This window comes from Pseudovibrio japonicus, from assembly GCF_014651595.1.
GTDB lineage: Bacteria > Pseudomonadota > Alphaproteobacteria > Rhizobiales > Stappiaceae > Pseudovibrio > Pseudovibrio japonicus.
Window position 1 is genome coordinate 89251 of sequence record NZ_BMXE01000008.1, and the last position, 23100, is coordinate 112350.

Consider the following 23100-nt stretch of genomic DNA (forward strand, 5'->3'; position numbering starts at 1 on the left):
AAAATCTGCAGATCACATGATCGCCGGTTTGGACGCTGAGGCCAGCAACGAATAACGCGAGTAAAGATCCAGTCGGAGTGTGGGTCGCCGGTTTCGAAGGACGGTTTGAAAACGGCATCAACCCACAATGATAAAGCGGCTAGAGCTAGAGTATCGGGGGGATTCTAGCTCTGCCGCTTTTTTCCTGCCCGCACTTAAAAGGGGCGGAAGAACGCGCCGAGCAGCGCAGCAATAAGAACCAGCTCTACGATAAGGGGCGGAATAACCTCTCTCACAAAGCCATCTGCCAACAGGCTAACCACACGGCCCAACGCCACAACGCCCAGCAAGATAGCAACAGCAACATAGGCCTGAGGCTGAGCGGTCACATAACCGGTGATCAGAAGCGCCACGCTGGCCAGAAACAGCCCACCCATAACAGAGCGAATGGTGCTCAAGCCTGCCACGCCAATTGGCTCAACGGCAAAATTCTTGGTCATCCGCGATGGGGCAAACATTGAGACGGTTCCCAGACCCAGAAGCATGAGAGTAGGGGCGCCAACCATAATTTGATATGCAAGTTCCATTGTAGTTCTCCTCTTAAAAAGCCTTTAGGTTTAAACAAGTTGGTGGACGGCCCGATTGGCGTTGTCCTGATAGCTATGGTTGCCGAGGTCGGAAAAGAGAGTGGCCTGATCCACGAGTTTGCCGACGGCTCCTTCACCAGCACTGGCGTAAAAAACGCCGCTCCTGAACTTGGGGTCCAAAATGCCATCCACATAGCGCTTGGCACCATCTTCCAGACCATGCATCATGCCCAGCAGCGGCATGAGAACGCTGCCAACATGCTTGAAAAACAGCTTCTTCAGGAAGGGCAGATCGTCCATACCGTTGGTGCCGGTGGTGCCGCCAGGGCTCATCGTTACAAACCGGACATGCGGGTGCTGGCGAGACATGGAGGACATCCAGAGTGCAGCAATAAGCTTGATGCCTGCATAAGCATCCATCGGGTCGCTCTTTTCGGTAAACGTGCGCCCATCCGCCATGGCGCGGAACTCATCAACAGAAGCGGCTGAAAGCGTTGGACGGGCAACGCCCATCTTCGGAATACCGCGCGCCGCTTCCGAGCCTGCATACAGCACGGTGGAGGTTATCAGCTGGCGGTCCAGCATTTCATCAACCAACACCACATGGCCCAGCAGATTAACGGCATAGATATTGGTCACCCCGTGCGCTGTCATGCCATTTGACGATTTGCCACCCATGCCACCGGCGTTGAGGATCAATGCATCAACTGGTGCCGTCATCTGCTGCACTGCACGGCGAACGGAATCTGGGTCCATCACATCCATGAGGAGAATGTCAAAGATCTCGCGCTTCGCTTCCGCTTCCAAGGCAGCTTTCGCGGCCAGCGCTTTGGCCTCATTGCGGCACGCAAGATAGATTTTTTCGATACTGCTGACCTTGGCAAGTTGACGGGCTGCCTCGCGGCCTAGCCCGGCATTTGCGCCGGTAATCAAAACGGATTTGATCGGTTGCATTGCTATGTTTCCTGCTAGTGTTTGTTCGATGCAAGAAACGTACGATGGTTGAATTTTGAAGTGTAGATAGGTAAATATGGACGTGCTGTTCCAAATTTGAACCATGAGACAAAAGCCTGCAACATGCACGAGAACTACTCATTGAACTGGGATGACCTGAAGTATTTTCTGGCCGTTGCACGCAGTGGCACGATAAGGGGCGGCGCAAACCTTATCCGTGTCAACCACACGACTTTGGCCCGCCGCTTGGAAGTTCTGGAAGAGCGGGTTGGAAGCCGTTTGTTCGACCGCTCTAAAGCCGGGCTCGTGCTGACAGAACTGGGCGAAGCCCTGCTGCCCTACGCCGAGCGGGTGGAAGACGAGATGACCACCGCCTCGCGCCTCATTGTTGGCCGCGATGCGAAACCGCAAGGCACCATCTACGTGACCATGCCTCACGGTCTGGCCATGACTTCCATCATGGATGATCTGGTGCTGTTTGCCGAAGAATATCCGGATATTGACCTGAACCTGAACTTCACCAACAACGTGGCTGACCTGACCAGACGGGAAGCCGATGTCGGCTTCCGCATCGCCGATGAGGTGACGCAGGACGTGGTTGGCCGCAAGCTGGTGCAAATGTCTCAGGCAGCCTACTGCACACGCGAATATGGTGAGCGGATCAAAGACAATGGCGGCGAAGGTCTGCACTTCATTGGCTGGCATGAAGCAGAAGGGGAGACCTCTGCGCCATGGATCAAAAACGGCTGCTACCCCAAGGCTCTGCTCAAGCACAGAGTTTCGGAACTGGTGCCCCTGATCTCTCTGGCCGCAGCTGGTCTGGGCATGGCCTATCTCGCCTGCAATCTCGGCGACAGGCACCCTGCGTTGATCCGCGCGCCCTTCCAAAAGCCTATGCCATACCGCAGTATCTGGCTTCTCCTGCACCGTGACCTGCGCAATACCGCCCGCGTTCGCCTCTTCGTCGACTTTGTTGCAAAACGCATCACCGCCCGCCGCAACGAGTTCTGGGTCGCTGGCACAACGCCCTCCAGTTGATCACTCGGGGGATACCTTGAGCACATAGCCACAGCAGCTTCATTCCGTGGCAATCAACAAGCGTTCAGAACGAAAAGGGGCAGGGGCGGCGCTAAGTCTCAGCCCGCCATACCCGGCAGCACCAGCCTCCGGCAAAGTCTCCTGTTCCAAAGCATCAACATGCTGAATTTCCAAAACGGAGTAGGTCCGCTGATAGGTCCAGGTCCGGTTCTCAACGGCGGTGAGGTCTGGATTAGGTGGCCGTTCATTGGTGAAGGCATAAAAATACAGAGTAAAGCCAAAGGACTCGACAGGCTGAACACAAAGCGCTGTCATACCCCAGTCGAAAAGATCAGGCTCAATCGCTGCAATGTCGCTTGTGCGCAGGGTCACAAGGCTCAAATGTGGACCGCCCCCAAAAAGGCGCTTATCAAACTCTTGAGCAGGACGATCTCCCGCAAACCAATGATCAATCAGTTCAATTGTAAACCCTTCTGGATCCGTGAACTTGGCCAGGTAGCCCACATCGCGGAACTGCTGGGGCCCCGCCACAGCAATCCCCCGCGCCTGAAGCTGGGCGCAGGCCAGCTCGATATTAGGCACCGATATGGCAATCTTCCAATAAAGGTCAGAGGCCTGAGGCGTATATGGCCCGTCCGCCTCGATAAACTGCAACGCGGTCTCTTCTGCCGAGTACCCGATCCGTCCGTCGCCCTGATCGGACATACCTAATACATCGCAATAAAACTGCTTTTGAGCAGCCACATCACGGACGCGCAAACAAAGAGTATCAAGCTGTGTCATAAGAGGCTGTCCTTCATCAGGGCACGAGGCAAATAGGGGAGGCTTACTGGGCGATTTCGAAATAATCCTCACGCAGCAAAGCGCGGCCATCTGGCTGCAGAACCCAAAGCTCATTGGTGATGATGCCATGGGCCTTGTTCATCTTCCAGTCAGCGGCAACGCGCGCGGAAGTCTGGTCCAAAACTGTGGTGACAGTCTTGCTGTAGACCACATCATCAAACCCTTTGGAGATGATGCCCGCCCAGAAGTCTTCGATGGCCTCACGTCCTTCAAACGTGCCAAAAGGCTTTACAACCATCACGGCATCTTCCTCATATAGCGCCGCAGCACCCGCTGCATCACCTGCGTTAAACGCATCACGCCATGCCTTGCTTGCTGTGGCAACAGCTGTGCTGAGCTTGTATTCACCTTCAGCCAGTTTACCCGCTTCCTCAGCAATGGCCTGTCCGCTCAACCCAACCGCGACTGTTGCGGCCAGAGCAATAGATTTAATGAAAGTCATCAGGTGATCTCCAGTCAGATGCGATGTTGATGACTGTTAAATGCCGTATTTGCATTGTTTGAAAAACACGCTATCTCTGAAATGACTATTCACATAACGAGAACAAAAAATGCTCTCAACGCTCCCGCTCTCCTTTGTTACCGTGGTCGAAACCGGATCGATCACCCGCGCAGCAGATGAGCTGAATATTGCCAAGTCTGCCGTGAGCCAAAATCTGAAGCGGCTGGAAGAGCAGCTCGATGTCAAACTCGCCATCCGCACCACACGCCATCTGTCCCTGACGCCCGCAGGGGAGCGCTACTATCAGCGCTGCAAGGAAATCCTCGCACTCGCACAGCAGGCGGAAACGGAGATGGAGAGTTTCGGAGCCACGCCATCAGGCCCGATCACGATCACCGCACCACATGCGTTGATCGCCCCCGTTATTGCTCCCGCTCTTGCCACGGTGAAACAGAAGTTCCCAAACCTTGAGCCCTCGGTGATCGCAGAGGACAAGCGCCTCAACCTGATTACAGAAGGGATCGACGTTGCCATCAGTGTCGGCCAGCTGCCGGACAGTACACTGCACGCCCGCCGCGTTGGCACCCTGCGCGATGTCCTGTGCGCCGCCCCGTTTGTAATGCAGGATGCACCCGCCTCTGATGATCCGCTCTACTGGCAATGGGTTCAGGCCCTGCCATACATCGCCCATATGCGAGAGCCAGCCGTAGTCAACCACCGCCTCCAAATCTCGGATCATTCAGAGTACGTTGACCTCAGCTTCCGCTCTGCCATCAAAGCCAACACCATCGAAGCCATTGCAGCCTTCGCACGAAACGGACTGGGCATCGCGCTTCTGCCGGACATTGGCATTGCACAGGACCTGATGACCGGCCATCTCCAGCCGCTCAGTGGCCTGCCAGAGCCGGAGCCAATCCCGATATACGCCGTGCACAGCTACGACACCCTGCCACCCAAATCAGTGCAGGAGACCATCACAGCTATTCAGTTGGCCTTGGCAAAAGTCTTGCCGTGAGGCGTTTGCATGCTTAAGTGACACTCATAAATCCGCCTTCAAGCCATGGTTTTCGTTACTCACACGGCACTTGGCACGATAGCCTGCCGGTTCACTTGATACGGAGAGAAGCAAGATGGAACAGATAACCGGCGGATGCCAGTGCGGTGAGGTCCGTATCGTCGCCTCTGGACGCCCGGATCGGGTCGGCGTTTGCCACTGCCTCGACTGCCGCAAACACCACGGAGCCGTTTTTGGCGCCGCAGCAATCTACCCGGAAGACGCTGTGGCCGTAGCAGGGCAGCTGAACGACTATCAGGGCCGTTACTTCTGCCCCAAATGCGGCTCTTCCGTCTTCTCAACCAGCGAGGGTGAGGTCGAAGTCCATCTGGGCACATTCGACAAGCCAAGCCAGTTCAACCCAACCTACGAACTCTGGACATCCCGCCGCGAAACCTGGCTCCCCGCGTTTCCAGTCTCCGAAACCTACGAGAAGAACCGCAGCGACGATTGACCCGTCACCAATGTGGTACAGCTGCTGCGTGAAACGGAATGAGGTCGCATTATCATCCAATTAGAGTCATTTTTGACATAAGTACATCCGGCGATTCTTATTTGTATCGGTGGTAATCTGTGTAATGCTGTTCCTGAGATATTTGGGTGTGAAGCCGATATCTAACTTGGTGTATCGATGGCCTTGCCTCTGCAGGTCTTAGCTGAGATCCTAACGAAACCACCAAGTCATCGTTGATAGGAAAGTACAAACACCCCATCTTATCTATTTACCTATACGTTAATGTGTGATCCTATACGTATATTGTTAGAGAGTAATTATGACGATGGAACAGCGGAACGTGGCGATGTCTGAGAGTGACCAGCGCGTCGAGAAAATCACAATTCCAAGTGATGATACCGAGCTGACGGGCAACGTCTACTGGCCTTCCGGTGCCCCAAAGTCCTCAGTTATCATACATGGTGCAACCGGCGTGCCGCAGATGTTTTACGCCAAGTTTGCCCGTTGGGTCGCAGATCAGGGGCATCTCTGCCTCACCTATGACTACCGCGACTTTGGCGCCTCCAGACGCAAGTCTGCGCGCGAGTCTGCTGCAACCATGTCCGATTGGGGTTTGTATGACCAGCAGGCGGCGTTTGATGCGCTCCTGCAATTGGCGGATACGCCTAAAACCCATGTGATAGGGCATTCCCTCGGTGGCTTTATGCTACCCTTCCACGATAATCTGGATAAGGTGGACAAGGTAACCACAGTGGCCTCTGGGCTGGTCTACTGGCGTGATCACCGTCTGCCCTACGTGATACAGGTGATCCTGTTCTGGTTCCTGGCCATTCCGTTTATCACCCGCTTCAAGGGATACCTGCCAGGCAAAGCAATTGGCCTGGAAGATATGCCAGCTGGTGTGTATTGGCAGTGGCGCAAATGGTGCACATCACGCAACTTCTTCGAAGCTGATATTGGCACCGTCCTGCCGCCAATGAATCCGAACACCTATAAAGGTCCGATCAAGATCATTGGGTTCACAGATGACGACACAGCCCCGAAAATCTCGCTCGACCGTTTGGAGGGGCTCTATAAGGATGCTCAGGTAACGCGCAGAATGATCGATCCCCGTGAATATGACTTGAAAGATGTTGGGCACCTGCAAGCGTTTGCCAGTCAGAATGCAGCCGTGTGGCCGGAGATTTTGGACAGTCCGTAAAGACCCGCCTCCTTAACAAAGAAAGAACGAAAAAGACCAGAGCTGAAGAGCCCGCATAACACGCCATTAGCGCCAATCTGCTCTACTAGTGGAAAAGCGGGTAATCCCATGCTTCTTCGATTGATCAAAGTTCTGGTCTCTTTCGCCTTCGGCATTTTTGCCGCCATGGTTTGTTTCAATAACTTTCAGGATTCACCAGCAAATCTGGCATATATTGAGACTATCATCTCCATGGTGGACACGTTCCCCACCAGCCCCAAGTTCCGGGCATTCTTCCCATTGGAAGCAGCTCCCACCTTCCTTATTATCATTCTGGCAATTCAGGGCTTTATCGCCCTCATGCTCATACTGGGAAGCGCACGTATGCTGGTCAGTATAAACCGGCCAGCTGACGCTTTCAGCCGCTCTAAGACCACGGTCTCCGTTGGCTATTGTATCGCGATCCTGCTTTGGTTTGGCGTGTTTGTAGTCGGAGCCGGGGAATGGTTCCTGGCATGGCAATCCGAATTGGGACGGGGCGCCATCAACACCTCCTACAACATCAGCATCATCGCCTTTCTGGGCCTGATCTTTGTGAACCAGAGAGAAGATCATTACGAATAAGCAGGGAGAGCCCCCCTTTAAATTCTCTCCCTTAGATGTGACCTGAGAGTATCTATCTGAGGCATTTGAAGGACTGCGCTCGCACCGGAATTGCGCCACGTTTGAAACATGCCGAGTTGTGTTGAAGGGGAGGCGACATGGATACCAGTTTCGGGCGGAATGCATTCTCAGGTCAGCCTGCCGCGTCCAACGCCAAGCCGCACGGCTCCCTGCCAGCGCGCTTTCTGGATAACGACTACCTGCTAGGCATCGGCCTTGCACTGCAAAAAAAGCGTGGCACCGAATACCTGACAGGCAGCGGTAATACCGTTCAGCGCAAGATTAACAATCAACTGCAGCGCGTCACCCTCCAGTACACCAACCGGTCCTTCTATTTCTCCTCAATTTCCGAGGGTACGATTGTGGTGTTCAACTACCTGCCACAAAGTGAAAGTATGGCGCACTACAACGAATACGCCCATGTAGGCAAACGCCTTGCAACCATCAGGATGCCACAGATCAGCGAGCTTCACCGTGTCGTTGAAGAAACCAAAGCCATCGCCGCCATCGAGCTGCTGCTCACCGAGTTCCCCGGAAGCCTCACCATGCTTCACCCGGTGAAGACCCGCAAATGGTTCGGTAAAGACCGCATCGAATGGTACGCCCGCCAGGGAGGTCGCCACTATCGGATAGAAACCTCAAACTCCGGCGCAGGCCTGCACCAATGGGCCGACCACCAAACCCTGCTCAGACTGACCCCAAAACAAATCCACCTCCACTCCGAACTCCGCCTACACCGGATGGGTGAAGAGATTTAACTTAATATCGTGATGGATCACTTGTAGTGTTTTGTGATGAGGCTTCGACTGAGAGCGGTTGGAGTCGAAAACCTGTATTAACTGAGGTGCATACATGTCCTATTCCGGATTTATGTCGATCGTGGCAACGGTGCTCATAGTGATGGGCTTTGGACTGTTGGGAAGACTTGCAAGCAGGAGTTCTCGCCCGCGCAACACGCACCAAACTCATGGATCAACTGGCCTGTGGTACACCGGAGTCGACAGCGGTGCTGGTAGCGACGCCAGTGGCGGTTTTAGCGGCGGTGGTGATGGCGGCGGCGGTGGCGGTGGGGGAGGCGACTAGCTCCGGCAGTCCCAATCAGCCTCTACTCCGGTGTTTCTATACTGCTAAGAGCCCACGGGATTGAGGTATTAAGAGCGGGACAGAGGCCAACCAATAAGCACAAAACAAAAAAAGCGACCACCAAGGCCGCTTTCTGTCGTTCGGGTGCTTTCACCCACCCTCAGGATTTCTTCACAAACTCCGTCAGAATAACAATACGCTGGTCGTTGACGCGGCCTTCGATGTGTTCGGCGTTGTCGTGAACCAGTGTAATGTTGCGAACCGCTGTGCCGCGCTTGGCGGTGAAGCCTGCGCCTTTGACTTTCAGGTCCTTGATGAGCGTTACGGTGTCACCAGCAGAAAGCACAGCGCCGTACGTGTCCTTGTGCACAATGGTATCACCGTCTTCATCCGCTGCTGCCACACCGGACTGGGCCCATGCCAGCGTTTCCTCATCCAGATACAGCGTATCCAGCAGATCCCGCGCCCATGCTTCACCGGAAAGGCGGCCCAGCATGCGCCATGCAACCACCTGAACGGCAGGCTCCGTGCTCCATGCGCTTTCATTCAGGCAGCGCCAGTGGTTCACATCCAGCTCAGCCTCGCTCTCCATCTGAGCAGCGCAGGTCACGCAGGCCAGAATGGATTTCTCCGCACTGCCATCGCTATCCGGACCAACGGCTATAGCAGCCAGACCCTCTGTCGCACCGCAAAGCTCGCATTTGTCTTCCGCGCGGCTGCGCAGCTCATTTTCAAGGGACATGGCTAAAGGCCTTCAGATCGTTGTTTTACGAAAAAGGCGACCAGAGGCCGCCTTAAAATTCTTTGTTTAAGAAGGGTGCTAGCCGGCTCGCCGCAGCCTAAGCTGCTTACTCTCGCGCGGCCTTCGCACCTGCAAACGACAATTAGTCGTTTGCTTTGCTTACGCAAATCGGTGCTCAGTCATCCATCTTCAGCGCTTGGATAAACGCTTCCTGAGGGATCTCAACCTTACCGAACTGGCGCATCTTCTTCTTACCCGCCTTCTGCTTGTCCAGCAGCTTGCGTTTACGGGAAGCGTCACCGCCGTAACATTTCGCGGTGACATCCTTACGCAGAGCAGAAAGAGTCTCACGCGCAATCACGCGGCCACCAAGTGCTGCCTGAATAGGAATCTTGAACATGTGCCGAGGGATCAGCTCTTTAAGAACCTCACACATCGCACGCCCGCGTTTATCTGCCTGTGACCGGTGAACCAGCACGGAGAGTGCATCAACCGGCTCATCGTTCACCAGAATAGACATCTTTGCCAAATCACCAGCACGGTATTCACTGATTGTATAATCAAACGAAGCGTAGCCCTTGGAAATGGACTTCAGGCGGTCGTAGAAATCGAAGACCACTTCGTTGAGCGGCAGGTCATAGGTGACCATCGCACGAGACCCAACGTAAGAAAGGTCTACCTGTACACCGCGGCGATCCTGACACAGTTTCAAGATAGCACCGAGATACTCATCCGGCGTCATGATGTTGGCGCGGATCCAAGGCTCACGGATCTCTTTGATCTTCACAACATCCGGCATATCAGCAGGGTTGTGCATTTCAAACTGAGAGCCGTCCGTCATCTCCATCTCATAAACAACAGACGGTGCTGTTGCGATGAGATCAAGGTTGAATTCACGGGACAGACGCTCCTGAATGATCTCAAGATGCAGCAGACCAAGGAAACCACAGCGGAAACCAAACCCAAGTGCAGCCGATGTTTCCATCTCGTAAGAGAAAGACGCATCATTGAGGCGCAGCTTGCCCATGGCAGAGCGCAGGTCTTCAAAGTCGTTGGCATCAACCGGGAACAGACCACAGAACACAACAGGCTGAGCTGGCTTAAAGCCCGGTAGCGCTTCAGTGCAGCCCTTCTTGTCATGGGTGATGGTGTCACCCACGCGGGTATCAGCAACTTCCTTAATGGAAGCAGTCAGAACGCCAATCTCGCCTGGTCCAAGACGGTCCGTCGCAACAAAGGCCGGGGTCATCACACCCACGCGGTCAACTGGATACACAGCGCCTGTACCCATCATCTTGATGGTGTCGCCTTTTTTCAGCTCACCGTCGATCACGCGGATAAGAACCATCACACCAAGGTACGTATCGTACCAGCTGTCCACCAACATAGCCTTCAACGGGCCATCCGGGTTGCCTTTAGGAGCTGGAAGTTGTTTGACGATCGCTTCCAAAACATCAGGAATACCAAGCCCGGTCTTCGCTGAAATCATTACAGAGTCAGAGGTATCAAGGCCGATAACATCTTCAATCTGTTCCTTGATGCGATCCGGCTCTGCTGCAGGCAGATCAACCTTGTTGAGAACGGTCACGATATCGTGGTCGTTGTCGATCGCCTGATAAACGTTCGCAAGCGTCTGCGCTTCCACACCTTGGGAGGCATCAACCACCAAAAGGGAGCCTTCCACCGCAGCAAGGGAGCGAGAAACTTCATAGGCAAAGTCCACGTGACCTGGGGTGTCGATCAGGTTCAGCGTGTACTCTTCACCGTCCTCCGCCTTATAAATCAGGCGAACGGTTTGAGCCTTAATGGTAATGCCGCGTTCCTTCTCGATATCCATGGAATCGAGAACCTGCTCCGTCATCTCACGCTCGGTGAGAGTGCCGGTAGACTGGATGAGGCGATCGGCCAGGGTGGACTTACCATGGTCGATGTGCGCGACAATCGAGAAATTGCGAATATTGGACAAAGTTTTGGTCGTCATGAGCGCTCAATTACCACTGCTTTGCGCGATGGCAAAGCATATAATAAGCACACATACGCTTTTTTGCTGTTTTCCAGCCAATATTATCCGCAGCGAACCGATTGACCGGAGGTTTCAGCAACGCTTCTGCGAAAAATGGTACTCAAGACTATGAGGTATGTTCTATCCTGTTCGGAGGAGGTCTCTCCCTCTGGAGGCGTTAGCCACCACACAGCACCCATGCGACTGCTGTGCCTAAAGTACCCTGCAATAAACTCAAGTGATTGCGAATAGTGGACTCTTGAGGCACCGCGAAAAATATGAGAATTCTTCGGGAAGCTGCAGCATCCCACCAAAAATAACTTTTCAGTTTTCAAAGGAGGATGCGCAGAAGTGTTTTGCTGAGACAGCGTGTGCAATAAACAAAAACGCAAGCTGCCTCAGATGTTTTTGAAGGGGCTTTCATGAAACTGCGTCAAGCAACCAAATCTGACCTTCCGACTATTCTGGAAATCCATAATGATGCGGTCAAGACTCTGGCTGCAATCTGGACTGACGCTTTGGAAACGCTGGAAGATCGTCAGAAATGGTTCGACAATCGGCTTGCAGACGGCTTCCCGATCATTGTGGCTGAAGATGATAATGGCGAACTTTTGGGCTACGGCAGTTATGGCCCGTTCCGCGAGAAATCTGGCTACGGCAAAACCATAGAGCATTCCGTCTACGTAACACCACAGTCCCGCGGCAAAGGCGCTGGCTCTGTATTGCTGGAAAAACTAATCGAGCTGGCGAAGCAGGACGGCCACCACGTACTGATTGGTGCAATCGACAGCGAAAACAAAGGCTCAATCAGCCTGCACGCACGCTATGGCTTCAAGGTTACTGGGGAACTCCCCCAGGTCGGCTTTAAATTCGGCCGCTGGTTGGATCTGACCCTGATGACCCTCATCCTCAACAACGACCCCGCTCCCGACGCCTACGTCCATGACTAACCAAAAAAGGGAGCGTCACCGCTCCCTTCGTGTCTTCTTGAGATAAGCTAACAAGCTTAGAAGTTGTAACGCAATCCAACCTGAGCAAGGTGCGTGGAAAGATGCATATCGCCGGTAAGGGTAGCACCCTTCTCTCTGACATCAAAATCTGCAGAGCGCAGGTAATCATAGCTGGCGATGAGATCGAGGTTTTCGTTTAAGCTATAGGAGACGCCTGTCCCTACTTTCAGTAGTGCAACCGCATCTTGCTTTGATTCAAACTTGACGGCCACGCCAACCGTATCTTCGAGCGCACCAATGTGTGGTGCAAAGAAACCGCCACCGATGCCTGCAAATACAGAGATCTCTTGGTTGATGTGGTAGTCACCATAAACGGATAGAACACCGTACGCGCCAGAGAGACTTCCATCGGAGATATCAATTCCATCGAAGGAATCTACGTCATTCTCTAGGTAGCCGAGATCCGCTTGAACGCGAAGAAACTCATTAAGGCGATATCCAGCATTTGCAGAGAAACCATAACCTGTGTCAAACTCGATAGTGTCTTTAAAAGTTACACCCAGAATGCTCAGATCAGCATCAGGTGCGATGGACACGCCGCCGGAAAGGCCAAGGTAAACATTGCTGAGCAATTCATCCGCTTGCGCTGGAAATGCCACAGCAGAGACCAACGCTGTTGCACAAAGTAATTTGCCAAATTTTGTCATTTTTTTCCTCAAGTCTTATCTGAGGCCGACCAATAAAACTCAAAAATTAGCAATGCAATATCGGTGGTAAAATTTAGAAGATTACAAAATTTCAGTGTGTGCAAAATGCATCAGTTGTCGTGATCCGTTCTCCGGTGCGCACAAGTGGGTGAGTGGCATCAAGATACCGCTAAAGAAAATGCCACAGCCCCTTTCAAAGTTCAGCGCGAAATGAAACCAATTCACCCTATGGCCAGGTAAAGTAGAAGGCCAGATTCTTCGCGACCTGCACGTAGAATGCATTGTGCCCTGTCTCTTTATCGATAAAGCGCCCCTCATTATTGGTGTAAGTAAGGTCTGCGAAGAGTTCGTCGGGGCTGGAATAATCTCCTACATGGGTGATTGACGACAGGCCAACCACGTATTCTCCGTCCGGATTGAGATAAACAATGTAGTCAGACTTGGTCTCAAAGCCATAATCTGCCATGTCTTCCATCTTAAGCGTGCCATCTTGCATGGCTTGTTTCATCTCTAATGCAATCGGATCACCAGTTTTCGCACTGGCATTGATCGCCTTCATGACTTCCTGGAAGACAACTGTGCTATCAGGATTTGTCCACTCCTTGGAAACATCGAAGAAATTCTGAATAGCGGCTGCTTGGCGGGCGCGCTGCGACAGATAGGAGTTGACCACACCCTGCATTTTATCGACATCAAGTCCAATGAGGACCTCGAATATCTTGCTTATAGCTTTTTTGGCAGGATCACCGCTTTGCTCAGCCTCATTCTTCGCATTCTCACCCGCGTGACGGAGCTCATTGTCCGGGGTAAAGCGAACAACATCCTCAAGCAGCCCAATGGCGACTTCGTCTTGAGTCATAATCGGAGCAGGATCGTGGCTTCCCGCAAAATTGGTGAAGGAAAAAGACAGGCGGACGCCGCTAACATCCATAATGAATACCTCTACAGAATATCAAAAAACTTGCTATTGAACTCAGCAGAATCGCTAATTCAACAGACATCATATCTGTAGGTAGCAAATTGAGGTACTTACATGTGCTGGTTGCAAAATAGATACATTGGCCAAACCTGTCAAATACTTGTTTACCTATGATTTTACTATAAATTTAACTTTATAGGTGATGCGAATGGCCTTTATGGTCTGGTTATAATACCTGAGAAGTTTGAGAGACCACTGCGCGATAAGATAGCTCTCTTTTTCAGGTTATAAAATACGTCGGTCCCCTCTTTGGGGAGGGCAATTGCGCCATGCTTTCTATTGATTTTTCCGCCCCAGTGGAATTACCACTGCTACTTCGGAAACGCTGCGAAGCTTTGTAGTGCCAGCTCGTGCCACTACAAAGCCTGATGGTTCGCGTTATGAGACTTTTTCGGTTTTCTTTTCAGTATTGGGCAGCCAATCCAAAATGGCTGATTTGAAGCTTGGCCGCTGCATGATCGACTTTTTCCAAGCTTCCAGATTTGGATAGTTTTCAAAGGGATACTTTGCCGCCTTTAGAATGACCAGTTGCGGTATCCATGCAATGTCCGCCAGGGAAAACGAGTTGCCCGCCAACCAGGCGTTATTTTCAAGCCGTTTGTTCATTCGGGCAAAGCAGCTGTCAATGATGGCTTCCGCCTCTTTAACGTGCTCGCTGGTTATTCCTTCCAAAGAGGAGAAACGCTCGTGAAACGCGAGAAGTTCTTTGTCAAAGGTTTGCCTTTGGCGATACCACTCCATCTCTTCTTCAGACTTTTTCATCGATGTCAAAAAGCCGATGTTGCCATACATGTAAGTCTTGATTGAGAGATGATTGTCGCGGGCAAGGTGCATCCACTCGTACATCTCTCCGGTCTCAGAAGACGAAGAAGGCCGCAGCGAGTTGGGGTCATATTTTTTATCAAGATAATCTACGATATCGGTTGAATCTATAATCACCCAACCATCATCAACCAGTGTAGGCACGACAGCATTAGGATTGATGCTAATGTATTCGTCTGTCAGATGCTCACCTTTCATAATGTCCAATAAATGACTTGCCCATGGAAGGCGCTTCTCTTCCAGGGTGAGGCGAACTCTCATGGCGCAATTAGAAAAGCCCGCATGATATAGATGTAATCCATGTAGATGTACTACATCTTTGTTCCTTGGAGTCACTATACCCATTGAAGTCCCGCCCATTTTGAAAGTTAAAACAACGATTGATGCAAACATTACTTTTCAATTGGGAAAGTAAGTTCGCTAGGGGCTATCTAGTGCTTTCTTGTCGCAGTTTTATTTCGGAAAAACGGGATTGTGTATCAATTGGTCATATTCAGCGTCATCGGTACATATGGATACATCATTGTGTCCTATGGCAAGGAAGAGGGCACAGTTTCTCTCGAGCAAAGCTGATGTTTTGATTATGATTTTGGGAGAGCTATCGTTATTCGGCGGCACTAAGTGCCGCCGACTTGACTGCTCCTGAGCCCTATGACCTAACCAAACTACTCCGTCCTCAACACAGTCGCGCAGCTGTTAGGCAGATCTGCTACGGTGAGGGGAGGTTTCGGGGCAGGCGGTTTTTCACCCGGCTTTGGCTCTTTCGGCACCCATGGTTCGTCAGAAAGCCAGTAGGTCAGCTCACTGCCGCAGCCATCTCCGGCAGGAGGGGGGGCCTGATCTTTGCATTGCGTGCTACCTGCCGGGCAGGACATGCGCACGTGGAAATGATAGTGGTGCCCCCACCATGGCCGCACCTTGCGGAGCCAGTCGCGGTCTCCGGTCTCGAACTCACACAGCGCCTTCTTGATGGTCGGGCTGACGAAGATACGCGCAACACCGTCATCCTCCGCTGCACGGCGGATCAGCCTTGCGTGAGCATCTGTCCAGCGCTTCGGGTCAACGCTACGGTCAGCCCCCGGCTTGCTCAAGTCTCCCTTCAGCATAGAGATCGCGCTTTCTGTCTCGCGCTGCTCTTCGCTGAACCGGTAGTCCGGCATTTGCCGCAGCCAGATATCCGCATCCAGCCCGATCTGATGGGAGGCGTGACCCGTTAGCATTGGTCCGCCCCGTGGCTGAGAAAGGTCACCAACCAACAGGCCATTCCACCCCAGATCTGGGGCATCGTCAGCCAGCCGCTCAAGAAAATCAATGAGAGTGGGGTGGCCCCAGTTACGGTTGCGTGACAGGCGCATTACCTGCCAGTTTTCACCATCGTGGGGGATCGCAACAGCGCCGGCAACACAGCCTCTTGCATAACTGCCAAAGGAAAGCGGCTCAGCTTTACTCGGCGTTTCTGTGTGCCCGAAGTGAAACTTGGCCGCCCCCGGAAACTCCGGAAGCTTCTGCAAAGCCTCGCGATAATCTTCCTCGGACAAAGCAGGCTTCGTGTCAGGAAGAGGCACCGCTTGGGCACCTGCAGCAAGCATGCAAACCATAAGCCCGCCAGCCAACACTGCAGCTTTACGCGGATGACCTGTCAACGCCAACATAATCCCTCCAACACACTCACGGGCCTACCGTGAATCACTCTTCTTATTCATCTCAAAAGTTGTAGCAGCGGCGGAAAGATTGTGAAGCCTAAAAGCCGGGGCCATCCTGCCTTTCTTCCATACGGTCTGCCAGTTTATCCAGCTCGGCATCGTAGGCAGACAGCAACTCATCCGCAAGATGGTTCAGCTGAAGTGCTTCACCGGGGCGAACGCTGTATAGGTCACGGCCCAAATGCGGAAGATCAGCGGTCAGGCGAATATACTGAACCCCCGGCATATCTGCGAAAAGTACATCCGCATACTGTCCGGTAGAAGCTGTCTGGCCGTGCATATAACTGGAGAGCAGGGGCGTGCCTTCTTCCGGCGACAGCCATCCACGCGTGCCCCACTGCACCGCTTCGTCAAAGCTGTGCTTTTCCTCAATCGGATTGCCGGTCCCAAGCGACAGAATAATAATGTCCTTTGGATCCCAGCCATGGCGCCGCGCCTCGGCGTATGCTGCCAGCACAGGATCATTCAGGAAGCTTGCGGCATCAATCATGATCTCTTCATCACCAGTCGTCAGATTTTCAACGCGCGCTGGTTCAAACCAGGATGGTGTGGAGGTCGTCGCCCGCACAGCCTGCCAGAAATAGTAGTCATCACGGCCCGTCGTGTTGTTACTCATGGAAACCACACGGCGGTTTTTCAGATCATAAGCAGTTAGCAAAACGGAAGTCAGACTGCAGGAGAGGGCACTCCATCCAATGCGCTGTTTGATGGCCTGCTCGACGGGGCGCTCCTGAATGCCTTTGTTGAACTGCCTGAAGGGATGGTAGAGCGCCCGGTTCACCCAATGCCGTCGGTTGGTGATATAAAGTTCCCGCGCTTCAATCTCGAAAAAATCCTGCAAGTCATTGAGTGTCATCGCAGATTCGCCGCGCCGCGTGTGATCTGGATTGGGCGCTGTGAGCCCGGCGGCAATCAGCCCGCCACTGGATGTCCCGCAGATCAGATCGAAATACCGATGCAGAGGAGCGGACTTGCCGCGCATGGCCAGTTTGGTTTCAAGTCCGCGCAACAAACGAACAGGAATAAGACCTCGGGCTCCACCACCATCAATTGAAAGAATAATACGTTTTCTTTTTTTCATTGAAAAACCCAATACAGTGATCGTGTGTTTTGAATTGCTTTTATGCTTATCAAGTCTGTCCAAAAATGAGGTGAAGAGATGACGCTTCACAACGTGGAAGCGCAAGCAGTTGAGATTGCAGTGAATTAAGGGTTAAGCTGCGTCCAGTGTGAGCAGGTGGATTCCGCCCCCATCTCAATTCCGCCATCAGGTGTCCTTGCGTCACTTCTTGCGCACCCCAATATCTATGCAGCAGACATTGCACATCATCCGGAAACCGGTTTGTTAAAGGAACGGTCTCAATGGAACACAACATACTCCTCGTGAAGCCAGTCCCTATTGATCAGGAGCAAATTACTGAGGCGATCCGCGCTGATCTGATGAAGAGCGGATTTGAGGTCGTTGCCGTCAATTCTAAGCCTCTGAGTACTGCTGAATTTGAAAAACACTTTATCTGCAAAAGTCTGGCCCACTCTGAGTATATGACCAGTGGACCGGTGACCTCGATTTTGTACAAGGGGGAGTCAGCCACCAGCTTTGGCCGGGCCTACAAGGGCTGGTTCCGAAAACAGCACCCAACAGATGAACTGAGAAACATTCTGCATTCAACAGAGCCGGGAAACGAATTTGCCACGCAGTTCAAGCTGTTCTTTCCTGACTTAAACATTGCTCATCATCATCAGGTCGCTGATCAGGGCGTCTACTTTGGAAAGTTGGATGAGGCACAGCGCAGTGAGTTATCTGCGTTATCTGCCTTTAATCTGATCGCCGCCAATGAAGAAGAAGCAAACTCGCAGCAGTTCAAAAGCACCTGTGAGTTAGCCAACTGCCAATACATTGGCGTGCGAGAGTCTGCCCATGCGGGCACCGAAATACTGCGGTATCGAAGAAAACACGAGCAGGGGGCTCCCGATGCAAAGGAGCTTCGTGTTGTGCTTTTCAAAGAGGAGCAAAACTTTTGGGCGGCGATCCCACAGCTAAAAGAGACGCACAAGGTTCATGCCGTTGTGTGCTACAAGCCCAATTTCACGCTTTTACAAACGGAAGAACTGCGTACAGCAACTTTTGAGAACAATCTGTTCTGCATTGGTGGCAGCTTTGGCGATGAGGAGCCCGGCTCAATCAGAGTCTCACAAGAACTTATCGAGCTATTCGACAACTGGTTCGAGTGCGGTCAGCTGGTGTCGGACTTTCCTGTGTTACCCACTTGATACAAGCTTCAAACCGACGATCGCCGCAATTAGCAGTGCTATGAAGAAGATGCGGGCGAAGGTGACCGGCTCTCCGAAGAAGAAAATACCGATGATGGCGATACCCGTAGCTCCGGTGCCAGTCCAAATAGCATAGGCTGTACCAATTGGAATGTAAGCCATAGCTTTGGTCAGGGAGTAAAGCGACAACAGCGCCGTGATGGCAAAGGCGACCGTGAAAGGGAGCCTGGTAAAGCCCTCGGACATTTTAAGGCAGAGAGCAAAAATAATCTCAAAGAAACCGGCTACGAAGAGCCAAACCCATGCGACTGCCATTCAGTTGCCTCCTGCGCAACGTTTACTGCCTGCTTTCAGAAATACCTGAAAAGACTGTGGCACCCGCGTTCTGGTCACCACCAACTTATTGGTTGAAAGACCCCGCGACTTATCAGGACCCGTTGAGATTCGGGCCCTTTTGCAGGCAAACCTCTTTCAGCACCAATAAGATTTAATGGGGGAATTTAGACATGCTCGACTAAAATCAATGCATGTTCCATCGGACTCAACGCCGGTCTGAAACGCGCCACAGGTTCTGGCCTGATATGCTGCTCGGACAAGCGGTGTGGCCTTAGCACTGCCAACACCGCCAGAACGAGCACTTCGTCATTGTCGAACGCACAGCTTTAATAGCCGTAGTCGTAATAGTCGGGATAATAGTATCCATAATCTCGGCGCGGTGGTCTGTAGGGCTCACGATAAGCTTTCTCTTCCCGCTTTATCTGCTTGCGTACAAACTTATTCCGTTCCTTCTCGTACTTGCGATAGGCTTTTTCTTGCTTCTTGAAAGCCTTTTCCTGCTGCTTAAAGAACTTTTTGTGATGCTTATCCGCATACGCAACGCTTCCAACGGATACAGTCGTGAGTGCGACAGCAGCAGCAAGTCCAATTTGGAGTATTAACCTCTTGGCGTTCCTCATGATTTCACGCTCCAGTGATGTTGGGACATCTGATGTAGCGTGCAGCATCAACAGAGCCGAGTTATGGCGCAGCAGTACATTTTTCCGTGATGCTGTCTGTTTGCAAGCTCGCGGGTGCAATGCCACGCACAAGGCACAAGTAAGCAACTGGGAGGTCGCTTTCTTGCAGCAAGAATTCAGCAAATTAGGAGGGAAAGTAAGTGCGAGTTAAACTTGGCAGCAGTGCTTTCATTGTGCTTCACAAGAAGCTGAACGAAAGCACTGCAAAGTCAGAAGGTTATCCTGACCAGATGCGTACAAACGCATTAGTAGCGCCGACCGTGAGGGCCTCTACGGTCAAAATGCCGTGGATGCGCTCCAGGCCTGTATAACCGGCGGTTATCGTGATGATCTCGGTATCCGCGCCCTCGGTCATACCTGTAGTCACGCCGATCCCGATAGCCTCTTCGGTCCCCGTCAATCGCTCTCTCTGCCTGATCAAGGATGATGTTGCCAAGATGGTTGGCCGCATACGCAACACTGCTAAATCCGACAGCTGGGAGTGCTAATGCCGCAGACACGGCGAGTTGCAGCATGAGTTTCCTGATATTTATCATAATACGCTCCAGTGATAATAGGTATTATCCCGATCACCTTAGGTTAGCTTGCTGTCAAACATGTGGCATACATATCTTGCTGCCAGCCTTATTTTCTCATTAGAAATGGCGGAAAAACCAAAATTATGCGGGGAACTGCGCGGCAATCAGGCTTCATTGAGAGAAGCCTGATCACGAGATCAAATTAGCGCTGGGCTAGTTCCGCCACAGCTGCAGTCATGCGATCCAGATCTTCCGGACGCGACAGACGGTGGTCGCCGTCTTTCACCAATGTCAGCACCACGTCGTCGTGGGCCATGCCTTCCATAATGCGCATAGAATGCTGCCACGGCACCGCATCATCTTTTTGGCCCTGCAGAATAATGGTCTTGCAGCCGGTAATGATCGGATCGCCAAGCAGAAGGTTCTTTCTGCCATCCTCGATCAGCTCACGCGTGATAATGTAAGGGCTGTCATCATATTCAGAAGGACGCTCAAAACGGCCTTTCTCCATGATTTCCTGCTTCATCTCATCGGTGAACTCATGCTTCCACATCAGCTCCTCGGTAAAATCAGGTGCCGGTGCAATCAGCACCATGCCGGAAAGAGAGCCCTCGATTTCCTCAGAAGCCTCATGCAGCGCTTTTGCCAGCAGCAGTGCCATCCAGCCGCCCATTGAAGAGCCAACAACAATAGTTGGGCCCTTGCAGAACTGTTTGAATACTGCAACCGCTTCCTCCAGCCAAAGCGAGATTGTGCCATCAACAAATTCACCACCGGACTCGCCATGACCGGAATAATCCATACGCGTGCAGGTCACACCTGCCTTTTCTGCCCACTCCGCAAGCACTTCCGCCTTGGTGCCAAGCATGTCGGATTTAAAGCCGGACAGCCACAGAACACCCGGCGCACCGCGCTCATCATGACGCACTGCGATTTCTCGTGCACTGTCGCCTTTGCCAACACTGATGAATTGCGGTAAGTCAGCACTCATTCATAACCTCCAAACGCTTTCTCGGCTTATAATGGCCGGCAATTGTCTGGAAACCTGATTACAGCTTCGTCATCATTGCCGCCTGTTATTCGGGCGAGCATAGTTGGATGATGCGCAAAAAACATAGAGAAATGTCCAAAGTGCCAACCATTTTGCAAATTGTCCCCGACCTTCAAACCGGCGGAGCCGAGCGCACCACAGTGGATGTCGCAGAGGCAATCGTTAATGCAGGCTGGAAAAGCCTTGTAGTCTCGCAGGGTGGGCGCATGGTTCCCGAATTGGAAGCAACCGGAGCGGTACACTTTGAAATGCCAGTCAAATCCAAGAACCCTTGGACCATGTGGCGGAACTCTTATCTGATTGAGCGCATCTGCAAGGAACATGACGTTGATCTGGTTCACGCCAGATCCCGCGCACCGGCATGGTCAGCCTTGTGGGCCGCACACCGCCTGAACATTCCCTATGTCACCACCTATCACGGCATTTACAAGGAAACCAACAGGTTCAAGGCCTTCTATAACTCCTCTATGACCCGCGCCGATAAGGTGATCGCGAACTCCAGATTCACCGCCAATCTGGTAGAAAAACGCGACCCGCGCACCAAAGGCAAAACCTCGGTGATCTACCGCGGCCCAGATCTGGAAGCCTTCAATCCAGAGAACATCAGCGATGAGCGCGTCACCGATTTACGTGCCCGCTGGGGTGTTTCCGACAACCGCCGCGTGGTTATGAACCTCGCCCGCCTCACGGAATGGAAGGGCCAGCGCGTCCTGATCGAAGCGACCCGCCAGCTCCTCCAGCGCGGCGGCTATGAGGATGTGCTTGTGGTTTTGGCCGGAGATGATCAGGGCCGCGAAAGCTACCGACAGTCCCTTGAGCTCCAGATTGAGGAATCTGAGTTGGTGGACAATGTCCGCATTGTTGGCCACTGCTCGGATGTCCCAGCAGCGCTTGCAATTGCAGATGCCTCTGTTGTGGCCTCCATTGAGGCTGAGGCATTTGGCCGTGCCGCTGTTGAAGCGCAGGCTGCAGGAGTACCGGTAATCGTCTCCAACATTGGCGCGGTACCGGAAACTGTGCTCGTCCCTCCATTGGTGAAAGAGGAAGAACGCACCGGCTGGCATTTTGAGAATGGTAGCGTGGAGGAACTTAGCAATCTGATGGCTCAGGCGCTGGATATGAGTGAGGAGGAGCGAGCAAAACTTACCAAGCGTGCTCATGACCATGTGGAGCGCTCGTTCACCAAACAGGCCATGTGTGCAGCCACATTAAACGTTTACCGTGAGTTGTTACCAGCAGACAGCTGACTGGTTGCATTTGTCGCGCAAGAACCTGCAAAACTGGTGTTGACTTACGTGACATTTTTCCTGATTTTAGCAGAGCAGCAAAAATGATGCTCCTGCGATATGTTTCTCGACTTGACGAAACTGCCGGAACGAGTCATTGAGCTGTAGTCAAATACTCGTAAGTTCGGCAGTCTAAAGAGGAGATACTCACATTCGCCGTCCGTTTCGCGCACCGCCACCCACCAAGGAAGGGCCGCGCACCAATAAAGAGATTCGCGTTCGCGAAGTGCAGCTGATCAACACCGAAGGTGACAACCTCGGTCCAACTCCAATCGAAGAAGCCCTCGCAATGGCGGTGGATCAAGGTTTGGATCTGGTCGAGATTGCCCCGAACAGTCAGCCACCTGTTTGTAAGATTCTGGACTATGGTCGCTACAAGTACCAAGCCCAGAAGAAAGCTGCAGAAGCGCGCAAAAAACAAAAAATCGTTGAGATCAAAGAGATCAAGATGCGCCCGAACATCGACACTCATGACTATGAAGTGAAGATGCGGAACATGCTGCGCTTCTTTGAAGATGGTGATAAAGTGAAGGTGACGCTTCGCTTCCGTGGCCGTGAAATGGCCCACCAGGATCTCGGCATGAAGTTACTTCTGAAGGTTAAAGCTGAGACTGCGGAGATCGCTAAAGTCGAATCCCATCCAAAGCTTGAAGGCCGCCAGATGATGATGGTGCTCGCACCTATTTCTCGTTAACAGGCTCAGGTTGAAGCGCTCCAGCATGGTTTCTGTGTAGCTACTCAACCGAAGTCCCAGAGATTTTTGAGATTACCCGGCA

At 52.5% G+C, this 23100-nt stretch carries 26 protein-coding genes; 11 read left to right on the forward strand and 15 right to left on the reverse strand.

The window, feature by feature from the left end; genetic code table 11:
* Nucleotides 1-194 precede the first annotated feature (194 nt).
* Nucleotides 195-566 (reverse strand): DUF4345 family protein, encoded by a 372-nt coding sequence (locus tag IE076_RS18750; RefSeq protein ID WP_189438328.1) that lies wholly within the window; start codon nt 564-566, stop codon nt 195-197.
* A 30-nt stretch (nt 567-596) separates the two neighbouring features.
* The gene (locus IE076_RS18755; protein ID WP_189438329.1) at nt 597-1520 is read right to left on the reverse strand and encodes an SDR family NAD(P)-dependent oxidoreductase; all 924 of its coding nucleotides are present in this window, start codon (nt 1518-1520) and stop codon (nt 597-599) included.
* A 123-nt stretch (nt 1521-1643) separates the two neighbouring features.
* Between IE076_RS18755 and IE076_RS18760 the strand changes: the two genes are divergently transcribed.
* Nucleotides 1644-2558 (forward strand): LysR family transcriptional regulator, encoded by a 915-nt coding sequence (locus tag IE076_RS18760; RefSeq protein WP_189438330.1) that lies wholly within the window; start codon nt 1644-1646, stop codon nt 2556-2558.
* A gap of 39 nt (nt 2559-2597) precedes the next feature.
* On the opposite strand, the gene IE076_RS18765 is transcribed toward IE076_RS18760, so the two are convergent.
* Nucleotides 2598-3341: a VOC family protein gene (locus IE076_RS18765; RefSeq protein ID WP_189438331.1), complete on the reverse strand. Its 744-nt coding sequence runs from the start codon at nt 3339-3341 to the stop codon at nt 2598-2600.
* A gap of 43 nt (nt 3342-3384) precedes the next feature.
* The gene (locus tag IE076_RS18770; protein WP_189438332.1) at nt 3385-3843 is read right to left on the reverse strand and encodes an SgcJ/EcaC family oxidoreductase; all 459 of its coding nucleotides are present in this window, start codon (nt 3841-3843) and stop codon (nt 3385-3387) included.
* A 109-nt stretch (nt 3844-3952) separates the two neighbouring features.
* Between IE076_RS18770 and IE076_RS18775 the strand changes: the two genes are divergently transcribed.
* The 6 genes from IE076_RS18775 to IE076_RS18800 all read left to right on the forward strand — a co-directional run bounded on the left by IE076_RS18775 (nt 3953) and on the right by IE076_RS18800 (nt 8277).
* The gene (locus IE076_RS18775) at nt 3953-4858 is read left to right on the forward strand and encodes a LysR family transcriptional regulator (RefSeq protein WP_189438333.1); all 906 of its coding nucleotides are present in this window, start codon (nt 3953-3955) and stop codon (nt 4856-4858) included.
* A 115-nt stretch (nt 4859-4973) separates the two neighbouring features.
* Entirely contained in the window at nt 4974-5351 is a 378-nt protein-coding gene (locus IE076_RS18780) for a GFA family protein (protein WP_189438334.1), read from the forward strand.
* Nucleotides 5352-5670: 319 nt separating this feature from the next.
* On the forward strand, nt 5671-6552 hold the full coding sequence (locus IE076_RS18785; protein WP_189438335.1) for an alpha/beta hydrolase family protein: 882 nt from the start codon (nt 5671-5673) through the stop codon (nt 6550-6552).
* Between the two features lie 108 nt (nt 6553-6660).
* Nucleotides 6661-7155: a DUF2165 domain-containing protein gene (locus IE076_RS18790; protein WP_189438336.1), complete on the forward strand. Its 495-nt coding sequence runs from the start codon at nt 6661-6663 to the stop codon at nt 7153-7155.
* Between the two features lie 137 nt (nt 7156-7292).
* Nucleotides 7293-7952, forward strand: a complete 660-nt coding sequence (locus IE076_RS18795; protein WP_189438337.1) for a hypothetical protein — start codon at nt 7293-7295, stop codon at nt 7950-7952.
* Between the two features lie 94 nt (nt 7953-8046).
* On the forward strand, nt 8047-8277 hold the full coding sequence (locus IE076_RS18800) for a hypothetical protein (RefSeq protein WP_189438338.1): 231 nt from the start codon (nt 8047-8049) through the stop codon (nt 8275-8277).
* A gap of 160 nt (nt 8278-8437) precedes the next feature.
* Here IE076_RS18800 and IE076_RS22900 read toward each other — a convergent pair whose 3' ends face one another.
* Both IE076_RS22900 and lepA read right to left on the reverse strand, forming a co-directional pair.
* Entirely contained in the window at nt 8438-9019 is a 582-nt protein-coding gene (locus tag IE076_RS22900; RefSeq protein ID WP_189438339.1) for a PhnA domain-containing protein, read from the reverse strand.
* A gap of 175 nt (nt 9020-9194) precedes the next feature.
* A complete protein-coding gene (gene lepA / locus IE076_RS18810) occupies nt 9195-11000 on the reverse strand; it encodes a translation elongation factor 4 (RefSeq protein ID WP_189438340.1) in 1806 nt (601 codons plus the stop codon).
* Between the two features lie 443 nt (nt 11001-11443).
* Here lepA and IE076_RS18815 point away from each other — a divergent pair, with 443 nt between their 5' ends.
* Nucleotides 11444-11971: a GNAT family N-acetyltransferase gene (locus tag IE076_RS18815; RefSeq protein WP_189438341.1), complete on the forward strand. Its 528-nt coding sequence runs from the start codon at nt 11444-11446 to the stop codon at nt 11969-11971.
* A gap of 56 nt (nt 11972-12027) precedes the next feature.
* On the opposite strand, the gene IE076_RS18820 is transcribed toward IE076_RS18815, so the two are convergent.
* The 5 genes from IE076_RS18820 to IE076_RS18840 form a co-directional block, all read right to left on the reverse strand.
* Nucleotides 12028-12678, reverse strand: a complete 651-nt coding sequence (locus tag IE076_RS18820) for an outer membrane beta-barrel protein (RefSeq protein WP_189438342.1) — start codon at nt 12676-12678, stop codon at nt 12028-12030.
* Nucleotides 12679-12904: 226 nt separating this feature from the next.
* Nucleotides 12905-13609: a hypothetical protein gene (locus tag IE076_RS18825; RefSeq protein ID WP_189438343.1), complete on the reverse strand. Its 705-nt coding sequence runs from the start codon at nt 13607-13609 to the stop codon at nt 12905-12907.
* Between the two features lie 426 nt (nt 13610-14035).
* On the reverse strand, nt 14036-14872 hold the full coding sequence (locus IE076_RS18830; protein WP_209009267.1) for a glutathione S-transferase family protein: 837 nt from the start codon (nt 14870-14872) through the stop codon (nt 14036-14038).
* Nucleotides 14873-15144: 272 nt separating this feature from the next.
* Complete coding sequence (mepA, locus tag IE076_RS18835) at nt 15145-16131, reverse strand: penicillin-insensitive murein endopeptidase (RefSeq protein WP_189438344.1); 987 nt, start codon at nt 16129-16131, stop codon at nt 15145-15147.
* Between the two features lie 88 nt (nt 16132-16219).
* On the reverse strand, nt 16220-17263 hold the full coding sequence (locus IE076_RS18840) for a patatin-like phospholipase family protein (protein WP_189438345.1): 1044 nt from the start codon (nt 17261-17263) through the stop codon (nt 16220-16222).
* Nucleotides 17264-17544: 281 nt separating this feature from the next.
* On the opposite strand from IE076_RS18840, the gene IE076_RS18845 reads away from it, so the two are divergent.
* Complete coding sequence (locus IE076_RS18845; RefSeq protein ID WP_189438346.1) at nt 17545-18453, forward strand: nucleoside-diphosphate kinase; 909 nt, start codon at nt 17545-17547, stop codon at nt 18451-18453.
* Here IE076_RS18845 and IE076_RS18850 read toward each other — a convergent pair.
* The 4 genes from IE076_RS18850 to IE076_RS18865 all read right to left on the reverse strand — a co-directional run bounded on the left by IE076_RS18850 (nt 18442) and on the right by IE076_RS18865 (nt 20978).
* Nucleotides 18442-18768: a DMT family transporter gene (locus tag IE076_RS18850; protein WP_189438347.1), complete on the reverse strand. Its 327-nt coding sequence runs from the start codon at nt 18766-18768 to the stop codon at nt 18442-18444. The two genes, IE076_RS18845 and IE076_RS18850, sit on opposite strands and share 12 nt — an antisense overlap.
* A gap of 347 nt (nt 18769-19115) precedes the next feature.
* Entirely contained in the window at nt 19116-19409 is a 294-nt protein-coding gene (locus IE076_RS18855; RefSeq protein ID WP_189438348.1) for a hypothetical protein, read from the reverse strand.
* 277 nt (nt 19410-19686) lie between these two features.
* Nucleotides 19687-19920 (reverse strand): hypothetical protein, encoded by a 234-nt coding sequence (locus tag IE076_RS18860; protein ID WP_189438349.1) that lies wholly within the window; start codon nt 19918-19920, stop codon nt 19687-19689.
* Nucleotides 19921-20189: 269 nt separating this feature from the next.
* Nucleotides 20190-20978: an alpha/beta hydrolase gene (locus IE076_RS18865; protein ID WP_189438350.1), complete on the reverse strand. Its 789-nt coding sequence runs from the start codon at nt 20976-20978 to the stop codon at nt 20190-20192.
* A 107-nt stretch (nt 20979-21085) separates the two neighbouring features.
* On the opposite strand from IE076_RS18865, the gene IE076_RS18870 reads away from it, so the two are divergent.
* Both IE076_RS18870 and infC read left to right on the forward strand, forming a co-directional pair.
* Nucleotides 21086-22285 carry a glycosyltransferase family 4 protein gene (locus IE076_RS18870; protein ID WP_189438351.1) on the forward strand — a complete coding sequence of 400 codons (1200 nt, stop codon included), beginning with the start codon at nt 21086-21088 and terminating at the stop codon, nt 22283-22285.
* 190 nt (nt 22286-22475) lie between these two features.
* Complete coding sequence (gene infC / locus IE076_RS18875) at nt 22476-23018, forward strand: translation initiation factor IF-3 (protein WP_189438483.1); 543 nt, start codon at nt 22476-22478, stop codon at nt 23016-23018.
* Nucleotides 23019-23100 lie beyond the last annotated feature (82 nt).